Raw genomic sequence first — 19,025 nt, forward strand, 5'->3', positions numbered from 1 at the left:
ACATCGTGCTGCTGATCAGTTGCCCATGGTGCGGTCCTCGCGACGAGACCGAGTACCACTACGGGGGACAGGCCCACGTCCCCTACCCCGGGAACCCCGCGGACCTCACCGACGAGGAGTGGGCCGCGTACGTCTTCTACCGCGACAACCCCAAGGGACCCTTCGCCGAGCGGTGGATGCACGGCACCGGCTGCCGCCGCTGGTTCAACGTCCTGCGCGACACCGTGAGTTACGACGTGCTGGCCGCCTACCGACTCGACGAGCCCCGTCCCGAACTGCCCGGCCGGGCGGATATCCACCAGCCCGCCGAACCGGCCGGAGGCAACCGATGACCGACCAGCGATTCCGCCTCCCGCACGGAGGCCGCGTCGACCGCGGCACCGTGCTGCGCTTCACCGTCGACGGCCGGGAGATGACCGGGCACCCCGGAGACACCGTCGCCTCGGCGATGCTGGCGAACGGGCGCGTCGAGGCCGCTCCGTCGATCTACCGCGGCCGACTGCGCGGCATCGTCGCCGCGGGTCCTGAGGAGCCCAACGCCCTGTTGCAGATCGACGGCCCCTGCTCCGAGGGCATGCTGCCCGCCACGACGGCAGAGCTGTACGACGGGCTGTCCGCCACGACGCTGTCCGGGATGGGGCGGCTCGACCCGAGTCCCGACCCCGCCGGTTACGACAAGAAATACGTCCACACCGATGTTCTGGTCGTCGGAGCCGGACCGGCCGGGCTCGCGGCCGCCGCCGCTGCCGCGGGCTCCGGCGCCCGGGTGATCCTCCTCGACGACCAGCCCGAGCCCGGCGGTTCGCTGCTCTCCGGGCACACCGAGAGGGTCGGCGGGCAGACCGCGCTGGAGTGGGTCGCCGAAGTGCGCGCGGCCCTCGACGCCGCCCCCGAGGCCGTCGTCCTGCGGCGCACCACGGCGTTCGGCAGTTACGACGACAACTACGTACTGGCCCTGGAGCGGCGCACCGACCACCTCGGCGCCGACGCCCCCGAGCCGTCCGCAGGCGTCTCGCGGCAGCGGCTGTGGCATATCCGGGCCCGCCAGGTGGTCCTGGCCACCGGCGCCCACGAGCGTCCGCTGGTCTTCGCGGGCAACGACCGGCCCGGGGTGATGCTCGCCGGGGCCGTGCGCTCGTACCTCAACCGGTATGCGGTGGCGCCGGGTTCGCGGGCGGTGGTGGGCACGACGAATGACAGCGCCTATGACACGGTGGCCGATCTCCACGCCGCCGGGATCGACATCGCCGCCGTCGTGGACGCGCGGCCCGAGCTGTCCCGCCGGGCCGCCGTGGCGAGCGGGGTGCGGGTGCTGACGGGCAGTGTGGTGGTCGACACCGCGGGCGGGAACCGGCTCACCGGTGTCACCGTCCAGGCCCTGGACGCCGAGGGCCAACTCACCGGTGAGGCCGAGTCGTTCGACTGCGACCTGCTGGCCGTCTCGGGCGGCTGGAGCCCGGTGGTGCACCTGCACAGCCAGCGCCAGGGCACGCTGCGCTGGGACGAGGACCTGGTCGCCTTCGTCCCCGACGGCACCGTACGGGACCAGCACATCGTCGGCGCGGCCCGGGGGACGTACGACCTCGACGGCTGTCTCGCCGAAGGGGCGCGGGCCGGTGCGCGGGCCGCGACGGACGCCGGGTTCCCGGTGGCCGCGCCCGAACCGCCGTCCGGCGATGCGCGGCCCCGGGCCGCGGCGGGCCCGGTGCGCGCACTGTGGCTGGTGCCCGCACCCGGCCCCGGCCCCGGCCCCGGTCCCGAGGGCGAACCCGCCACCTGGGACACCCACTTCGTCGACCTGCAGCGCGATGTCACCGTCGCCGACGTCTGGCGGTCCACCGGCGCCGGTATGCGCAATGTCGAACACATCAAGCGCTACACCTCGCTCGGCACGGCGGGTGACCAGGGCAAGACCTCCAACGTCAACGCGATCGGCGTGATCGCCGAGGCCCTCGGCGCGGGCGCGTCACCCGGGCAGATCGGCACCACGGGCTACCGGGCGCCGTACACGCCGGTGGCCTTCGCCGCCCTGGCCGGGCGTGAGCGTGGCGAGCTGTTCGATCCGGAGCGCACGACCTCCATCCACCCCTGGCACCTCGCCCACGGGGCGGTGTTCGAGGACGTCGGGCAGTGGAAGCGTCCCCGGTACTACCCCCGGCCCGGTGAGGACATGGACACGGCCGTGGCCCGCGAGTGCCGCGTGGCCCGTGAGGGGGTGGCGTTCATGGACGCCTCCACCCTCGGCAAGATCGAGATCTGGGGCGCGGACGCGGGTGAGTTCCTCAACCGCATCTACACCAACGCCTTCAAGAAGCTGAAGCCCGGCATGGCCCGCTACGGCGTGATGTGCAAGCCCGACGGGATGATCTTCGACGACGGTGTGACGCTGCGCCTCGAGGAGAACCGCTACTTCACGACCACCACGACCGGCGGCGCCGCCGCCGTCCTGGACTGGCTGGAGGAGTGGCTGCAGACCGAATGGCCCGAGCTCGATGTCCACTGCACCTCGGTGACCGAGCAGTGGGCGACGATCGCGGTCGTCGGCCCCCAGTCGCGCGAGGTCGTGGCCCATCTCGCCCCCGAGATCGACCTGTCGAACGAGACCTTCCCGTTCATGGCCTTCCGCGAGACCACCCTGGCCTCCGGCATCCCCGCCCGTATCTGCCGCATCTCCTTCTCCGGCGAACTCGCCTACGAGATCAACGTATCCGCGTGGTACGGCCCGGCGGTCTGGGAGGAGGTGTACGCGATCGGCCGGCCGTACGACATCACCCCGTACGGCACCGAGACCATGCACGTCCTACGGGCCGAGAAGGGGTACATCATCGTCGGCCAGGACACCGACGGCACCGTCACCCCACAGGACGCGGGCATGTCCTGGGTGGTCTCCAAGCGCAAGGACTTCATCGGCAACCGCTCGTACTCCCGCGCCGACACCTCCCGCACCGACCGCAAGCAGTTGGTCGGGCTGCTGCCGAGCGATCGCAGGACCCGGCTGCCCGAGGGCACGCAGCTCATCGCGCCGAACGTGCCCATCAGCCCTGAGGCCGAGCCGGTGCCGATGCTCGGCCATGTCACCTCCAGCTACCACAGCCCGGCCCTCGGCCGCCCCTTCGCCCTCGCGCTCGTCGCCGACGGGCGGGCACGGATCGGCGAGACCCTCCTCGCCCCGGTGGGCGAGGACCTGGTGCCCGTCCTGGTGGCCGACACCGTCCTCTACGACCCCGAAGGGACCAGGCGAGATGGCTGAGCCGACGAACGCCGCAGGCGCAGGGGCAGACGCAGGCGCAAGCGCGGGCCCGGTGGCGCTGCGCACCAGCCCCCTGGCACATGTGGCGGAGCGGATGCACACCGCCACCGTCACCGGCCCGCGTGGAGTCACGCTGACCGAGTGGCCGTTCAGCACCATGGTGAACCTGCGCGTCGACCCCGCCTCCGAAGCGGCCGACCGCATCGAGAAGTCCCTGGGGGCGCCACTTCCGCGGCAGTGCGGCCACACCACCGCCTCGGGTTGCCACACGGTTCTCTGGCTCGGACCCGACGAATGGCTCGTGCTGTCCCGGGCCGACGGGTCCGATGGGTCCGATGGGACCGATGGGACCGCCGTGGCCGCCGAGTTGCGGGCGGCACTCGGAGCGGATCCGGGCTCGGTCGTCGACGTTTCGGCGAACCGCACCACGCTGGAGCTGAGCGGCCCGGCCGCTCGGCAGGTGCTGGAGAAGGGCTGCCCGCTGGACCTGCACCCCCGGGCCTTCGGCCCCGGCCACGCGGTGTCGACCACGGTGGGGCCCGTCCCGGCGCTGCTCTGGCAGGTCGACGGCGCCCCGACGTACCGGCTGTTCCCTCGGTCCTCGTTCGCCGACTATCTGGCGCGCTGGCTCATTGACGCGATGAGCGAGTACCGCGGCCCGGAGCTGCCCTGATGGGGTGGGCCGCGTTCGATGTACTCGGTCACCACCGTTGTGGTGTCACCGCGCATCCGGGTGTACGGGCGAGAGCCGGTAGGTGTTCTCGTGGGTGATCACACGGCCGGCGGTGGGCGGCGGGAAGTGGGTGCCGAGCAGGAGCGTGTCCGTACCGGCGAGGGAGCCGAGGAGTTCGCGGCGGGTGGCCTCGGACTGCTCGGGGGCGATGTCGACGCATGAGCCGATGGTGGGGTGGGCGAGCTGGACGGGGTGGTGGATGCAGTCGCCGGTGATCAGCGCCGTCCGGTCACGGCTGGTGAGCTGGAGGGCGATATGGCCCGGGGTGTGGCCGGGCGTGGGGATCAGCCGCAGCCCGGGGGCGACCTCGGTGCCCTCGGCCAGGACGTCGACCAGGTCGAGCAGTCCCGCTTCCTCGATCGGGGTCACGGAGTCACGGAACATCTGCGCGCGCGGTTCGTCCATGTCGTAGCCCGCCCAGAAGTCCCGTTCGGCGCGGGAGGTGAGGTAGCGGGCATGGGGGAAGGTGGGCAGCCATGCGCCGTCCACCTCGTGGGTGTTCCAGCCGACGTGGTCGGTGTGCAGATGCGTGAGGATCACCAAGTCGATGGATTCCGGGGGGAATCCGGCGGCGCCCAGACGCTCCAGGTAGTCGGTGTGCAGATCGTGCCAGGCGGGGTTGGCCCGTGTCTTGCCGTTGCCGATGCCGGTGTCGACGAGCACCTTCAGCCCGCCCACCTCGAAGGCGAAGCTGTGGCTGTCGATGCGCAGGATGCCCTCCTGGTCGGCGAAGTCCGGGCGCAGCCAGTCCTCTCGCCTGACCACGTCCGTGGTGGCGTCGGGCAGCAGCCACGGCCCGGTCTGCGGCGGCAGGAGCACCTCGTCGATGCGGTGGACGGTGATGTCGCCCACGGTCCAGAAGGGGATGTCGATGCTGTGCGCTGTGTGCATGGTCCGTCGTTTCCTTGATCTCTAGCGGGCGGGCTTGATCTGGCGCCGTGACGCGGTGAGTGCCGCCACCGCCGCGGCGGCGAGGACAGCGGCGCCGGTGGCGTAGGCGTAGGAGGCGGTGCGGAGCCCGTAGTGCTGGGTGGCGGCGCCCGCGGCGATGGCGGGCAGGCTCATCGCCAGATAGCTCAGGACGTAGTAGGCGGCCACTGTGGTGGCCCGGTCCTGCTCGTCGAGCGAACCGAGCATCATCCGCAGCGCCCCCTGGGAGACGGCGCCGAAGGCGATGCCCGCCAGGGCCGCGCCGCCGAACAGGGCGAGCGGTCCGGCGCCGTGCAGAGCGCCCAGGCTCAGAGCGGCGGAGGGGATGACGGCCAGGCAGCCGCCGGTGGCGGCGGCGGTCGGCGCCGTGCGCCGCAGTGTCCATACGGTGAGCGCGGCGGCGGCGCTGACGGTGAAGAACACCATTCCGCCCGCCGTACGGGGAGTGCCGGGGGCCACGAGGCGTACGAGCGCGGGCCCCAGTGAGGAGTAGAGACCGCCGAGCGCCCAGACCGCGACGACACCCGTGCCCACGGTCAGCAGCGCGCGGCGGGCCGACGGCGGGACACCGAGCCGCGGGAGCAGTGACCGCAGCGCGCCGGGGCGCTGGTGCCCCGTCTCCGCGGTGAAGGTGACCGCGGCCGCCTGCGCCACGAACAGCACGGCCAGCAGCAGGTAGACGGTGACCGTGGGGGCGGGGGAGAGGGGGATGAGGAGGGTCGAGACGAGCACGCCGCCGGCCATGCCGGCCACCGGGGTGATGCTGTTGGTCAGGGCCGATCGGCCGGGGCGCAGCGGGTCATCGAGGTCGAGGAGCGCCGCGCCCGAGGCGCTGGTGGCCGCGCCGGTGGCCGCTCCTTGCAGGACCCGGGCGGCGATCAGCGGTCCGGCGCCGTCCGCCGTGGCCAGCAGCACCATGGACACGGCCTCCAGGACCAGCGCGCCCACCAGGACGGGCCGCCGTCCCAGGTGGTCGGAGAGGGCTCCGACGGCGAGCAGGGCCAGCAGCAGAGTCAGGGAGTAGGCGCTGAAGATCACCGTGATGGTGAGCGCCGACAGGCCCCACTGGTCCTGGTAGAGCGGGTACAGCGGGGTGGGGGCGCTGGACGCGGCCAGGAGGGTCGTGAGGACCGACGCGTAGAGGACGAGGGGCGCGATGCGGTTGGCCGTGGTCTCGCGGAGGGGCGCGGTGCGGTTCGCCGTGGCCTCGCGGACGGGGACGGCGGCGTAGGGGCACTGCGTGGGGGCGCCGGAGGTGGCGCTGGGCATGGGACTCCTTCCCACTAAAAGCGATGCATTTGCTTTAAGGGACTGTAGGTCCTACAGTCAGCTAAAGCAAACCGTTAGCTTTTGTTTCGGGGTTGCCGGGGATCGCCGGGGTCACTTCTCCCGGGGGTCGCTCCGCCTCTCCGGCCCACGAGGGAGACACCATGTCCGCTGCTGAACTCACCCCTCCGGAAGCGGCCCGCTGGGCCGCCCGGGCCGGGCTCCCACTGCCGCCCGAACGCCACGCCGCGGCGGCGGCCACCGCCAATCACATCCACTCGGTCGTCGCCGTCCTGCGCGAACTCGACTTCGGCGACACCCCGCCCGCCCCCGCCTACCATGCGCGAGAGGAGCAGCACGATGCAGCCGTATGAACTGTCCCTCACCGCGGCCGCCGACGCGATCCGGGCCGGGCGGCTGTCCCCGGTCGAGCTGGTGGACTCCGTCCTGGAACGCGTCGAGCGGCTGGAACCCCACCTGAACGCCTACGCCACGGTGACCGCCGAGCAGGCGCGCCACGCGGCACGCAAGGCCGCGGACGACATCGCGGCCGGCCGCTCGCGCGGCCCGCTGCACGGCATCCCCATGGGGCTGAAGGACCTGATCGACGTCGCCGGCGTGGCCACCACCGCCAGCTCCCGGGTCCGCGCCGACCACCGCGCGCAGGCGGACAGCACGGTCGCCGCCCGCCTCGGCGCGGCCGGCGCGGTCCTGGTCGGCAAGACCCACACCCATGAGTTCGCCTACGGGCTCACCACCCCGCAGACCCGCAACGCCTGGGACACCGGCCGGGTCGCCGGCGGCTCCAGCGGCGGATCCGCCGTCGCCGTCGCCGCGGGCGCCGCGGCCTTCGCGCTGGGCACCGACACCGGCGGATCCATCCGCGTCCCCGCCGCGCTCAACGGGGTCGTCGGCCTGAAGCCGACCTACGGCCTCGTCCCCCGCCACGGCGTCACCTCCCTGTCCTGGTCGCTGGACCACGTCGGGCCCCTGACCCGCACCGTCCAGGATCAGGCCCTGGTCCTGGCGGCCCTGGCCGGACACGACCCCCGCGACCCCGCCTCCCTGGCCGCCCCCGCGCAGGACTACCGGCCCGGCGCGGGCGAGGACCTGACCGGACTGCGCGTGGGCGTGCCGCGCAACTACTACTTCGAGCACGTCGATACGGAGGTGGAAGCCGCGGTCCGGCAGGCCGTCGACCGGCTTCAGGCCCTCGGCGCACGCCTGGTCGAGGTCGAGATCCCCATGACCCGCTATATCCAGGCCACTCAGTGGGGCCTGATGGTGCCGGAGGCGACCGCCTACCACGAGCGCACCCTGCGCGCGGTGCCCGAGCTGTACCAGGTGGACGTGCGCACCCTGCTCGAAGCCGGCGAACTGATGCCCGCCGGGGACTATCTGCGCGCCCAGCGCTCCCGGACGCTGATGCGCCAGGAGTGGGCGCGCGTGCTGGCGGACGTCGACGTCATCGCCGCCCCGACGGTCCCGGCGACCGCGGCGAAGGCCGACCAGGAGACGATCACCTGGCCGGACGGCACCGTCGAAGCCGTCTCCGACGCCTACGTACGCCTCTCGGCCCCCGCCAACCTCACGGGAGTGCCGTCGCTGTCCGTCCCGGTCGGCCACGACGCGGCGGGCCTGCCGATCGGCATGCAACTGCTGGGACGGCCCCTCGGGGAGAACGTGCTCCTGCGGGTCGGCCACGCCTACGAACAGTCCCAGCCGAGCCGCGCTCTGGCGCCGGCGGCCTGACGACGGCCTGGGGTGCACGGCCGGGGCGCACCACTGTCTAGAAGCAAGAAATTGGCTTTAAGGTGGAGGGATGAGCAGGCAGATGGTGCGCCCCGGCGGGCGCAGCGCCCGGGTCCAGGCATCGGTGCACACCGCCGTACGCGAACTCGAAGCCGAGGTGGGCCGCGACGCCCTGACCGTGCCGCTGGTCGCCCAGCGCGCCGGGGTCACCCCGTCCACGATCTACCGCCGCTGGGGAGACCTCACGGAGCTGCTGTCGGATGTGGCGGTCGAGCGGCTGCGGCCCGACACCGCACCCAAGGATCACGGCGCCCTGGCGTCCGACCTGGCGGCCTGGGCCGAGCAGTTCCTCGACGAGATGGCTTCCCCCGCCGGCCGTGCCTACATCCGCGACGCCCTGCTCGGCGACCCCGACGGCACCAACGCCGGCCAGTGCTCGGCCTACGCCGCCGACCAGGTCGACCTCATCCTGGCCCGCGCGACCGAACGCGGGGACGACATCCCCGAGGTCGAGACGGTCATCGACCGTGTCGTCGCCCCGCTGATGTACCGCATCCTTTTCCGCCCCGCCGGACTCGACGCCGCCTACGCCCGCGGACTCGTGGCGGGGCTCCTCGGCCAGGGCGGCCGTTGACCGGCTGGCCGCGCAGGCGGGCGCCCATCGTGCTGGTCGCGGCCCTCAACGGTGTGACCCCCAACAATCCTTACTCGGCCGTGCCTTCGGGCGGGAGCTGTGCGGGGTAGGGCTCGCCGAAGTCGGCCGAGCGGCTGACCTTCTCCCAGGCGGTCGCCTCGGCAAGTTGGTGCTGGGAGTAGTCCCGCGCCATGGTCGTCGCGTTCACGCCGAGCGGGAGATGGCTCGGCACCTGGTCGCGGTGGACGGTCCGCACGATGATCTCGGCGGCGCGCTGGGGATCCCCGGCCGCTCCGCCCGTCCTCTGCCGCACCAGCCGGTTCATCGCCCCGACGGTCTCGTCGTAGGCGTCGGGGATGGGGTGGACCGTCATGGAGGAACCGGCCCAGTCGGTGGCGAAGCCGCTCGGCTCGACGACCATGACGCGCACCCCGAACGGTGCCGTCTCCACGGCGAGGACCCGGCTGAAGCCGTCGACCGCGAACTTGGCCGCCTGGTAGGAGGCGATGCCCGGCGATCCGCCGACCCGCCCGCCGATCGAGGAGATCTGCACGACGGTGCCGGCTCCCTGCTGGCGCAGGGTGGGGAGCGCGGCCTTGGTGACGTTGTAGACGCCCCAGAAGTTCGTCTCGAACTGGGCGCGGAAGTCGTCGTCGTCCGATGTCTCGATGGGTGACACATTCGCGTAGCCCGCGTTGTTCACGAGCACGTCGATGCGCCCGAAGCGGGCGAGCGCCGCCTCGACGGCCTCCTGCGCCGCCTCTGGACGCGTGACGTCCAGCGCGACGGGGTGGACGCGGTCGCCGTACTCGCTGAATGCCTCGGCGAGGGCCTTGGGGTCGCGGGCGGTGGCCACGACGTGATCGCCGGCCTCGAGGGCGGCGGTGACCAGGGCGCGGCCGAGGCCGCGGGATGAACCGGTGATGAACCAGACCTGTTGCTTCATGCCGTTAGTACAACACCGTTCTCTTAATAATGCAACGCCGTTGCCTTACGAGTTCCTATGATGTGGGGCATGACGACGCCTGCCTTCCAACGTGCCCGCAGTACCCAGGCCAAGCAGGCGCGGGAAGAGGCGATCCTGGACGCGGCCCGTAGGCTCGGCCACCAGCGCGGGGTCCGGGACGTCACCCTCACCGACATCGCCGCGGCCGTGGGGATGCACAAGTCGGCCCTGCTTCGCTACTTCGAGACGAGGGAGCAGATCTTCCTGCTGCTCACCGCGGAAGGCTGGCGGCAGTGGTCCGCCGACCTGCGCGGCGATCTCGGACGGAGGGCACACGCCACGCCCACGGAGGTTGCCGAGGTCGTCGCCGCCACGCTGGCGGCTCGGCCGATGTTCTGCGATCTGCTGGCACAGGCGCCGTTGAACCTTGAGCGCAATGTCTCGATCGACTCGGTGCGCGCCTTCAAACTGGTGACGCTCAAGGAGATCGAGCTGATCGACGGCGAACTGCGACGACTGCTCGGACTGACCGAGTCGCAGACCGTCGACCTGGTCGCCGCGGCGACCAGCATGGCCGGGGCCCTGTGGCAGATGGCCACCCCCGGTCCCCGCCTGCGGGAGCTCTACGAGACCGACCCCCGGCTAGGCCACGCCGTCGTCGAGGTGGAACCCCGCCTGCGCCGCGTCCTCACCGCCTTCCTCACCGGACTCGACACGGGCCCCTCCACGACGGCCTCGGGCGCCACCCCGTAGTCATCCGGCGGCTCTTCGCGAGGCGCTCAGGCTCCGGGCCCGAGGGGCCCGTCGCCCCCGCCCCGGCCTCATGCCACCGTCGTGGTGATCCGGGTGACGCTGGGCCTCCGGGGCACCGAACCGAACCCGAAGCGCACAGGGGGTTCGACGGGCGCCAGCACGCCGAGGTCGGCCCCCTCGAAGACCGCCGACACCGCGTCGATCGGCCTCAGATCCCGCGCGCCGTACCACTCACGGCGACCGCCCCCGGCGCTGCCGCGAGTCCGCACGCCGGACAGCAGCAGGCGGGCGGGGAAGTCCAGCAGCGCGCTCCAGGCCGGACGGCGGGCGAGTGCGCCGGGCACGGCACGCAGCAGAAGTCCCAGGGGCCCTCGTCGGCCCATGGTGAAGCGCATGTCCAGTGCCCCGGCCGTGACGGTCCAGGTGTCCGCCTCGACGCTCACGCGGACCGGCGCGATGCGCACCGCGTCGAAGGTGTAGGTGAGGGCGATGAAGTCCGCCGTCTGCGGCGTGGGAGCGAGCAGCAGCCGTTCACCGTCGGCTCGATCGAGCATCACATCGCTGAACGGCCCGAACGGCGACCGCTCCCAGTGTCCCAGCACGATGCGCGTCCCGGAGGAGGTGCCTGTGCCCGCGATCCATCCGTCGAAGCGCAGCCGCGCGGGGCCGGTGGCCTTGCCGCGTTCTCGGCTCACACAGGGTGGGTCCCCGTCCATCGCCTGCGGAAACGCGCCTCCCACGGACAAGCCCTGAAACCGCTGTGGGGCGCGGGGCCGATCCCGGCGGCCCCGCGCCCCACACCGTGAGGTGTCCGATACGGCTTTAGCCGCCGTAGTAGGCGTCGAAGTTCTTCGCGAACTCGCCGCCGTTGAAGCTGTCCCAGTTGATCGACCAGGCCATCAGCCCGCGCAGGGCGGGCCAGCTCCCGTGGGGCTGATAGCCGCCGCAGTCGGTCTTCTTCGTCAGGCAGTTCAGGGTCTTGGTCACTTCACTGGGCTGGGTGTGGCCGTTGCCCGCGTTGGGGCTCGCGGGCAGACCGATCGCCACTTGGGACGGGTCCAGCGGCGGGAACACGTTGTTGGTGTCGCCCGCGACGGGGAAGCCGGTGAGCAGCATGTCGGTCATCGCGATGTGGAAGTCGGCGCTGCCCATGGTGTGGAACTGGTTGTCGAGCCCCATGATCGGTCCGGAGTTGTAGTCCTGGACGTGCAGCAGGGTGAGGTCGTCCCGCAGTGCGTGAATGACCGGGAGATACGCCCCGGCGCGCGGGTCCTGGCCGCCGAAGGGGCCCGAGCCGTAGAACTGGTAGCCCAGCTGCACGAAGAACGTTTCCGGGGCCATCGTGAGGGTGAAGTCGGATCCGTACTTCGCCTTGAGCGACTTCACGGCCGAGATGAGATTGACGATCGCGGGGGTCTTCGGGTTTTTGAAGTCGGTGTCGCCGTCGTCCAGCGACAGCGAGTGGCCCTCGAAGTCGATGTCCAGGCCGTCCAGTCCGTACCGGTCGATGATCTCCCCGACCGACTGGACGAACTTGTCACGGGCGGCGGTGGTGGTGAGCTGCACCTGGCCGTTCTGCCCGCCGATGGATATCAGCACCTTCTTGCCCGCGGCCTGCTTGGCCTTGATGGCGGCCTTGAACTCGTCCTCCGACTCGACGTTCGAGCACTCGGTCTGCGGGCAGAGGCTGAAGCGGATGTCGCCGGAGGTGGTGGAGGTGGGTTCGCCGAAGGCCAGGTCGATGATGTCCCAGCTATCGGGGACATCGGCCATTCGGGTGTATCCGGAGCCGTTGGCGAAGCTCGAGTGCAGATAACCCACGAGCGCGTGCTCGGGGAGTGCCGCCTTCGCGGTGGCGGAGGTGGTACCCGCGTCGGCGGTCGTCGCCGAGACCGTGGCGAGCAGTCCGGCCGTGGCGACAGAGACGCACATGCCGGTCAGAACCCTCTTGCTCAAGGGGAAACGGAGGCTCATGGGGACCGCTCCTTGGTGTGGGGGGAAGGCGGAGCCGAACCGAGGTGGGACGGGATGATCGGACGGCGTGGGGGGAGGCTGCGCGCCCACGAGAAAACAGGACTAGACCAGTGAGTGTCAATGGTACGGTCCAATTTCGAGGTCCCGCACTAGGTCGCCGTGGTCGGCTCCCGCCCCCGCGAGGCACGAGTTGGCGGCGGTCGGCAGGGGAACGCCCGACGGCCGCATGTGGCCGACCGCAGAGGGCGGCGGCTCGCGGCACACGGGACTACTCCAGACGCCACAGGTGGATCGTCTTGTCCTGGAAGCCGAGGGTGGCCAGGGTGCGGCCGTCGGGGCTGAAGGCGAGTTGGGCGATGGACGGGCCTCCGGGAACGGAGATGGTGGCTCGGTGCTTGTGGGTGGCGGCGTCCCACAGGTGCAGGCCCCTGTAGTCGGCGGTGAGGACGCTCTTGCCGTCCGTGGAGTAGGCCAGACCGGTGACGGAGCCGACGTGGCTGTCGAGGGGCCTGCCGCGCTCCTTGCCGGTGAGCGGGTCGAAGAAGCGGACGTCGGTGGAGCTGCCGGCGACGGCCAGGGTCGTGCTGTCCGGGCTGAAGGCCATGTGGTTGGAGCCGCCGAAGAAGTCGTTCGGGGGTTGAGGACGTTGCTTCCGAGTGGCCACATTCCACAGCCGCACGCCGTCCATGCCGGACTCGTCCACGCTGGCGAGGGTCTTCCCGTCCGGGCTGAACACCAGCTTGTCGGCGCCTTTCGACTCCAGGGGAGTGGCCTTCTGCCGATGGGTGGCCACGTCGTAGAACCGGATCTCCTGGTCGATGAAGCCGCTGGTGGCAAAGATCGTGCCGTCCGGGCTGAAGGCGATCGTCTCGAAGGACAGGAAAGGGTCCTCGTGCTTCGCGATCTCCTTTCCGTGCGGGCGCAGTGTGGTCGCGTCCCAGAACTGGGCCCTGCTCTCGTGGCCGGTGGCAACTGTCCGGCCGTCCGGGCTGAAGGCCACGCCCTCGAAGACGACGAGCGAGGAGAGCAGGGTTTTCGCCCGCTGCTTGTGGGTGGCCATGTCCCACAGCCGCAACACGCCGTCGTGGGCTTCGCTGGAGGCGAGGGTCTTCCCGTCCGGGCTGAAGCGCAGCGTGCCGATATCGCCCCGGTGTCCCTTGAGGCTCGCCAGCGGGCGCAGTTGGGGATCGGCGGAGATGGCGACGGGCGGGGGTGTCCGCGCGGGTGCGGGGGACGGGTTGCCGGAGGTGTGCGTGCCGCGCTTGGCGCGGGCGGTGTCCTTCGCGTCGTCCGTGTCGCTGTCGAGGAGCGCGATGCCGGTGGGTACGGCCACGGCGGCGATCACGACGGCCGCGCCCGCGCCGATGAGCAGACGGCGCCGGGAGGGTGGCGGGGCGCCTGCCTCCTGGAGCGGCGCGTCGGGATCCGCGGGGGAGTGGGGCGGCGGTGGCGACGGGAGGGGCGGGGGCTCCGGGGGGATCCGCGGCGGGTGCGAGGGCGGTCCGTTCAGCTCGTGGCGGAGGCGCTCGCGTTCGGCCAGCAAGCGGTCGCGTTCGGCGCGGAGTTGGCTGAGCTCCTCGGCGTCGGCGTTCGCTTCCGTCGCCGTCCCGTCCGGCCCGGTTCGCCCTGTACCGGATGTGGCGCCGCGTCCGCCCTCCGGCGAGGCTTCTCGCTCGTCCATGCCCGCTCCCGCCATTCCCTGTTCCACTCCGTCTGATGTGCTTGCCGCGAGACCGGGCGATCGGTCGACCGGCCGACCGGCCCACCGGGCGTCTACTCGATCCGCCAGAGCCGGATGCCATGGTCCTCGTAGCTGCCGGTCGCCAGCGTCAGACCATCCGCCGTGAAGGCCGTGGGCTGGGACAGGCGGGCGAGTTCCAAGGGCTTCGCGCGTTCCTTGTGCGTGGCCGCGTCCCAGAAGCGCAAGGTGAGCCCGCTGTAGAAGCCGAGCGTGACGATGGTCTTCCCGTCCCCGCTGTAGGCCAGCGCGCTGACACCGACCGTGCGGGCGCGCAGCGGCTCACCGCGCTGGGTGCCGGTGGCCGTGTCCCACAGCCGTACGAGGCCATCGGCGCCCACGCTCGCGCTCACCGCCAGGGTCGTGCTGTCCGGGCTGAACACCATGGCGCCGACACCACCCTGGTGTCCGGTCAGCGTCTCGCCCCGCTGTCTGCGGGACGCCACGTCCCACAACCGCACGACCCCGTCGCCGACATGGCTGCTCACGGCCAGGGTCGTGCCGTCCGGACTGAACAACAGGCCATCGACACCACCCTCGTGTCCGGTCAGCACCTTGCCCCGCTGTCTGCGCGACGCCACGTCCCACAGCCACAGGTCCTCGCCGTCCGTGCCACCCGTGGCCAGCGTCCTGCCGTCCGGGCTGAGGGCGACCACCTCGAACGGCCGTAGCGTGTGGTCCGACAGCCCCAGTGACCTGCCGCTTTGGCGCAGGGACGGGAGCTGCCAGAACTGCGCCCTGTCCGCCCCGCCGGTGACGAGCGTCTCGCCGTCCGGGCTGATCGCCGCGGACTGGAAGGCGGCGAGGGCCGAGGTCAGCGGCGCGCGGATCCGCTGGTGAGTACGGACGTCCCATAGCTGGAGGTTCCCCACATCGGCCTCGCTGGAGGCCAGGGTCTGCCCGTCCGGGCTGAACCACAAGCCGCCGACGGTGCCGGTGTGGCCCCTGAGGGTGGCGAGGCGGCGGATCGTGGGGTGGGCGGGAATGCTCGTCACGGGCCGGGGGCGGGCGCGGGGGGAGGAGGACGAGTCGTCGTCAAGGGCGAGGAGAGCGGCGGTGGTTGCGCCCGCGGCGACCACGGCGGCCCCGCCGGCGATGAGCAGGCCGCGGCGGGAGATCCCCGTATCGCGAGGATGCGCGGGGGAAGGGGCCGAACTCGGAGGGGGGTACGGGGCGTATGGCGCGGCCGAGGGTGGCGGCTCCTGGGGTACGCGGGCGGCGAGTACACCATCCGCTGCTTTCCCCGTGCCCCCGGCCGCCGCCCCCTCTGGCACGGGGCCGGGCAAGACGGCTGCGGCGGCGGCCCGTTGCTCCTCCACTTGGAGCCTGAGCTGGGCGACCTCCTCCCGGAGTCGGTCGCGCTCGGCCCGTAGCCGCTTGCCCTCATGCTCTGCGGAGCCGGAGCCGGAGCCGGAGCCGGAGCCGTCGCCGTCGCCGGAGGGGACGTTCTCGCCCGGAGGGTGGGCCGTCCGCTCGTCCATGTCGCCACTCTTCCCGTCAAGGCCGTCGGTCCTGTCGACGACCGGTACCGCCGCGGCCGCGGCATGCGCCACCGCTGATCAGCCGAGCCGTTCCTCAATCTTCGAGAGCTGCAGCGTGGGCCACTTCTTCACCATCGCGTCCTCGTCCTCCCTGCTCACCTGGTCGCTCCCGTCCCAGACGATGGCCTCCATGACGACCGTCTCGATCCGGATCGCCAGGACCGTGACGCCCGGGGCCTCGAAGGTCCGGCCCGTATCCCCCAGGTCGGACGAGTGCTCCTTGGCGGCTGGGATCTTGTCGATCGCGTCGCGGTTGGCGGCCACCAGTCCGTTCCAGGCCGCCTTCGCCGCGTCCTCGTCGTCGTAGGCGAGGACGTCGGACTTGACACGGAAGAACACGTTCTCCGACCGCTCGAGCACGACCATGCCCACCCCGCGCAGATGTCGGCACGCCCAATTGTCGCCTTCCTTGCGCCACTTCCGGCACTGCTTGTCCAGGTCGGCGCCGGCCAGCACGGATCTGCCGTCCTTGTTGCCGGTCGGCACCGAGAGGGATCCAGTGAGCCCGTCGTGCGGGATGAATCCGGGCAGGTCACGCTTGGTCGGCAGCACCGCGTCAACGTCGGCGGCGTCAAGGGTGGGGGCGGGCCACCACAGATACGCGCCGAAACCGGCCAGCGCCAGGACCAAGGCCGCCACACCGACCAGCACGCCGCGACGCGTCATTCGAACCATGCCCGCCACCGTATGGACCCCCGTCGGGACCGGTCCCGGGCCCGGTGCTGAGTTCACGCTCACGCTTGACCTTCACACTGATGTGAGGGCTTGGGACTCGCAGGGCGCGGCTGGAACGCAGTCGCTGTTCACGTGTTCTGAGGAGGATCAGTCGTGGTCTCGATCGATGTCCCTGCCTTCTACCAGGAGTGGGCGATCCGCAGCGGCGGCGTCTTCGACGCGGCCGCCGGGAAGGGGCCCGACACCCTGGAGGACATCCGGCTCGCCTACCGGACGTTCTTCCAGGACAGCTTTCCGGTGCCGGACGGGGTGACCTTCGGCCAGGTGAACGCGGGCGGGGTGGCCGCCGAGTATGCGACCCCCGCGGACCCCGTCCCCGGTCGGCACCTGGTCTATCTGCACGGTGGCGCGTACATCGTGGGGGATCCGCAGGGCTACCGTGGCCTGGTCGGCACCCTCGTCCGGCGCCTGCGCGCACGCGCTCTGGTGCCGGACTACCGACTGGCCCCGGAGGCGGTCTTCCCGGCCGCCGTCGATGACGCCGTGGCGGCCTACCGCTGGCTGCTGGAGCAGGAAGTGGCGCCGGAGAACGTGGTGTTCGCCGGTGACTCGGCCGGTGGCGCGATGGCGGTCAGCACTCTGGTCGCGGCCCGTGACCAGGGCCTTCCGATGCCGGCCGCCTCGATCGCCATCTCTCCCTGGGCCAACCTGGAGCACACGGGGGCCACGATGTTCACCCTGGACGCCGTCGACCCGTCCGTCAGCCGCGAAGGGCTGCGCCGTGCCGCTGAGGTGGTCCTGGGCAGTGCCCCGCACAACAGCCCGCTGGCCTCCCCGGTCTTTGCCGACACGCGCGGACTGCCACCCGTGCTGATCCAGATCGGCGGTCATGAGGTCATGCTCAGCGACGCCATCAGGCTGGCCGCCAAACTGGCCGAGGACGCCGTGCCCACCCGACTGGACGTCGCACCGGGGATGGGACACGTATGGCATCTGCTCGCCGGTCACCTCCCGGCCGCGGACAAGGCCGTCGCCGATGCCGTTACCTTCGCGGAGGAGCACCTTCCCGTGGCGTGAGCGCCACTTCGCGGTAGGCGGTCGATTCGGTGGCGAGCATAGTGGTCCCAAGGTCTGACTCCCGCCTTCGCCCATGCGCCCCGAGACGTACGCCGTCGCGTTCTCCGGATGGATGTGACCGTGGGACGGTGCGTGGCAATCTCCGGGGTGTCGGACCAAGCGCGCACACGGGAGCCGCCGTCATGTCCATCAGCGCGTCGCCACCCCTCCCCTCGCACCTCATGACCGCTGCGCCCGTCCCCTCGTGGGCCAGGCGCGTGGCGGCCGCGGCCTTATGGGCCTCCGCGCCGTCCGCGCTCTGGCGGCTCGCCGTGGTGCTCGGCGTCCCGCTGGGGCTCGCCGAATCCGAGTACGAGGCGATGCTCATCCCCGGCTGGGGGTATCTCGTCGTGCCGTTGCTGTCCGCGTTCCAGGAGGCCCTGGCCTTCCTGACGCTGGGGCTGGTGCGGCCATGGGGCGAGGTGTGGCCGCGCTGGATCCCGGGTCTGCGCGGCCGCCGCATCCCCGTATACGCCGCGGTGGTGCCCGCGGCGCTGGGCGCACTCGCCTGCACGATCTACGGTGTGCTGTTCACGTGGACCACGCTGCACGCCGATATGGAGATCACGCGGTGGGGGGAGTGGCTGATGAACGTCTGCTACGTGCCGTTGGTGGCGTGGGGGCCGCTGCTGGCCGTCGTCACCGTGCACTACTACCGGCGGCGCACACCCGGCTGAGCCGCGTGTGCTCGACCACTTCAGCTCACCCGAACCACCACCTTCACGATTGCTCCGCAGAGAGTGTCGCCACGCCATAGCGGTCAGCCGTTGGGCGCGGGAGGGATGTTCAGGCGGTTGAGGACTCTGCGGGTGGTGGATGTTCATAGTGACGCGCGCGCCCGACTTACTGGCAGCCGAGACCGCCGATTGGGAGTGACCATGAAAGACGCCACACCACCGCCGCATCAGCCCAGCACGGAAGATATGCCCGCCGGAGCCTGAGTGCCCCGTGAGGAGTCGGTCGCCGCTCGGCACCCGCAGGGTTAGTCCCCCGCGATTCCGGTGGAGACCGCCTCCCAGCGCTCCCACTCCGCGAGCCGCGCCGGGTAGACCTGGCGCATCAGCTCGAGCGGTCCCGTTCCGAGGAAGAACCGCAGCGGCGGCTCGTCGGCGTCGGCGAGCGTGAGGATCGCCTTCCGGGTGGCCGCGGGGTCCTGGCGCACCGCCGCGGCGCGGTGCATCGTGGCGCGGAAGTCGTCGTAGGCGGGCAGCCGTTCCGCGTGCACGGAGGAGGATCCGGCCCAGTCCGTGGCGTATCCGGCGGGTTCCACGAGGGTCACCTTGATGCCGAAGCCGGCGACCTCGGCGGCGAGCGATTCGGTGAGGCCCTCCAGGGCGAACTTGGAGGCGTGGTAGAGGCCGAGGCCGGGCAGCGCGAACACCCCGCCGATGGATGACACCTGGAGGATGCGGCCATGCCCCTGCGCGCGGAGCGTGGGCAGCACCGCCCGGGTGACCCACAGGGCACCGAAGAGGTTGGTCTCCAACTGGGCGCGCGCATCCGCCTCGGTGACCTCCTCGACCATGCCGAAGAGGCCGTAACCGGCGTTGTTGACGACGACGTCCAGGCTGCCGAAGTGCTCCACCGCGCGGGCGACGGCATCCTCGACGGCGGTGCGGTCGGTGACGTCGAGGCGGATCGGCAGCACCGCGTCGCCGTAGCGCGAGGTCAGTGGCGCCAGGGTGGCGGTGTCGCGGGCCGTGGCCACGACCCGGTC

At 71.6% G+C, this 19,025-nt stretch carries 16 protein-coding genes and 2 pseudogenes; 9 read left to right on the forward strand and 9 right to left on the reverse strand.

Annotation, left to right across the window (positions count from 1 at the left end; genetic code table 11):
• Positions 1-5: 5 nt before the first annotated feature.
• The 3 genes from J5X86_RS14775 to J5X86_RS14785 are packed head-to-tail and all read left to right on the forward strand — an operon-like array spanning position 6 to position 3,923.
• A complete protein-coding gene (locus J5X86_RS14775) occupies positions 6-332 on the forward strand; it encodes a sarcosine oxidase subunit delta (RefSeq protein ID WP_208517233.1) in 327 nt (108 codons plus the stop codon).
• Complete coding sequence (locus J5X86_RS14780) at positions 329-3,250, forward strand: sarcosine oxidase subunit alpha family protein (protein WP_208517234.1); 2,922 nt, start codon at positions 329-331, stop codon at positions 3,248-3,250. Before J5X86_RS14775 ends, J5X86_RS14780 begins: the two co-directional genes overlap by 4 nt.
• Positions 3,243-3,923 carry a sarcosine oxidase subunit gamma gene (locus J5X86_RS14785; RefSeq protein ID WP_208517236.1) on the forward strand — a complete coding sequence of 227 codons (681 nt, stop codon included), beginning with the start codon at positions 3,243-3,245 and terminating at the stop codon, positions 3,921-3,923. The genes J5X86_RS14780 and J5X86_RS14785 overlap by 8 nt, the downstream gene beginning before the upstream one ends.
• A gap of 45 nt (positions 3,924-3,968) precedes the next feature.
• Here the strand turns inward: J5X86_RS14785 and J5X86_RS14790 are convergent, their stop codons facing one another.
• Positions 3,969-4,874: an MBL fold metallo-hydrolase gene (locus J5X86_RS14790; protein WP_208517237.1), complete on the reverse strand. Its 906-nt coding sequence runs from the start codon at positions 4,872-4,874 to the stop codon at positions 3,969-3,971.
• A gap of 21 nt (positions 4,875-4,895) precedes the next feature.
• Positions 4,896-6,182: an MFS transporter gene (locus tag J5X86_RS14795; protein WP_208517238.1), complete on the reverse strand. Its 1,287-nt coding sequence runs from the start codon at positions 6,180-6,182 to the stop codon at positions 4,896-4,898.
• A gap of 161 nt (positions 6,183-6,343) precedes the next feature.
• Here J5X86_RS14795 and J5X86_RS14800 point away from each other — a divergent pair, with 161 nt between their 5' ends.
• From J5X86_RS14800 to J5X86_RS14810, 3 genes are all read left to right on the forward strand, one after another.
• On the forward strand, positions 6,344-6,553 hold the full coding sequence (locus J5X86_RS14800) for a hypothetical protein (protein WP_208517239.1): 210 nt from the start codon (positions 6,344-6,346) through the stop codon (positions 6,551-6,553).
• Positions 6,540-7,931 (forward strand): amidase, encoded by a 1,392-nt coding sequence (locus J5X86_RS14805; protein ID WP_208517240.1) that lies wholly within the window; start codon positions 6,540-6,542, stop codon positions 7,929-7,931. The genes J5X86_RS14800 and J5X86_RS14805 overlap by 14 nt, the downstream gene beginning before the upstream one ends.
• A gap of 70 nt (positions 7,932-8,001) precedes the next feature.
• Positions 8,002-8,565, forward strand: a complete 564-nt coding sequence (locus J5X86_RS14810) for a TetR/AcrR family transcriptional regulator (protein ID WP_208517241.1) — start codon at positions 8,002-8,004, stop codon at positions 8,563-8,565.
• A 70-nt stretch (positions 8,566-8,635) separates the two neighbouring features.
• Here the strand turns inward: J5X86_RS14810 and J5X86_RS14815 are convergent, their stop codons facing one another.
• Positions 8,636-9,511, reverse strand: a complete 876-nt coding sequence (locus J5X86_RS14815; RefSeq protein WP_208517242.1) for an SDR family NAD(P)-dependent oxidoreductase — start codon at positions 9,509-9,511, stop codon at positions 8,636-8,638.
• Between the two features lie 69 nt (positions 9,512-9,580).
• Here J5X86_RS14815 and J5X86_RS14820 point away from each other — a divergent pair, with 69 nt between their 5' ends.
• Positions 9,581-10,264 carry a TetR/AcrR family transcriptional regulator gene (locus J5X86_RS14820; RefSeq protein WP_208517244.1) on the forward strand — a complete coding sequence of 228 codons (684 nt, stop codon included), beginning with the start codon at positions 9,581-9,583 and terminating at the stop codon, positions 10,262-10,264.
• Positions 10,265-10,332: 68 nt separating this feature from the next.
• Here J5X86_RS14820 and J5X86_RS14825 read toward each other — a convergent pair whose 3' ends face one another.
• From J5X86_RS14825 to J5X86_RS14845, 5 genes and pseudogenes are all read right to left on the reverse strand, one after another.
• On the reverse strand, positions 10,333-10,980 hold the full coding sequence (locus J5X86_RS14825) for a hypothetical protein (RefSeq protein ID WP_208517246.1): 648 nt from the start codon (positions 10,978-10,980) through the stop codon (positions 10,333-10,335).
• 106 nt (positions 10,981-11,086) lie between these two features.
• Positions 11,087-12,163: pseudogene (locus tag J5X86_RS14830) on the reverse strand (chitinase); the annotation flags it as partial.
• 343 nt (positions 12,164-12,506) lie between these two features.
• Positions 12,507-13,919 (reverse strand): WD40 repeat domain-containing protein, encoded by a 1,413-nt coding sequence (locus J5X86_RS14835; protein WP_208517248.1) that lies wholly within the window; start codon positions 13,917-13,919, stop codon positions 12,507-12,509.
• A 92-nt stretch (positions 13,920-14,011) separates the two neighbouring features.
• Positions 14,012-15,457 (reverse strand): WD40 repeat domain-containing protein, encoded by a 1,446-nt coding sequence (locus tag J5X86_RS14840; RefSeq protein ID WP_208517249.1) that lies wholly within the window; start codon positions 15,455-15,457, stop codon positions 14,012-14,014.
• 78 nt (positions 15,458-15,535) lie between these two features.
• Positions 15,536-16,192, reverse strand: a complete 657-nt coding sequence (locus J5X86_RS14845) for a hypothetical protein (RefSeq protein WP_208517250.1) — start codon at positions 16,190-16,192, stop codon at positions 15,536-15,538.
• Positions 16,193-16,345: 153 nt separating this feature from the next.
• Between J5X86_RS14845 and J5X86_RS14850 the strand changes: the two genes are divergently transcribed.
• Both J5X86_RS14850 and J5X86_RS14855 read left to right on the forward strand, forming a co-directional pair.
• A complete protein-coding gene (locus J5X86_RS14850; RefSeq protein WP_208517251.1) occupies positions 16,346-17,269 on the forward strand; it encodes an alpha/beta hydrolase in 924 nt (307 codons plus the stop codon).
• A gap of 182 nt (positions 17,270-17,451) precedes the next feature.
• The gene (locus tag J5X86_RS14855) at positions 17,452-17,985 is read left to right on the forward strand and encodes a hypothetical protein (RefSeq protein WP_208517252.1); all 534 of its coding nucleotides are present in this window, start codon (positions 17,452-17,454) and stop codon (positions 17,983-17,985) included.
• A 305-nt stretch (positions 17,986-18,290) separates the two neighbouring features.
• Here J5X86_RS14855 and J5X86_RS14860 read toward each other — a convergent pair.
• A pseudogene (locus J5X86_RS14860) lies at positions 18,291-19,019 on the reverse strand (SDR family NAD(P)-dependent oxidoreductase); the annotation flags it as partial.
• Positions 19,020-19,025 lie beyond the last annotated feature (6 nt).

Source organism: Streptomyces sp. NEAU-YJ-81, assembly GCF_017592595.1.
Lineage (GTDB): Bacteria > Actinomycetota > Actinomycetes > Streptomycetales > Streptomycetaceae > Streptomyces > Streptomyces hygroscopicus_B.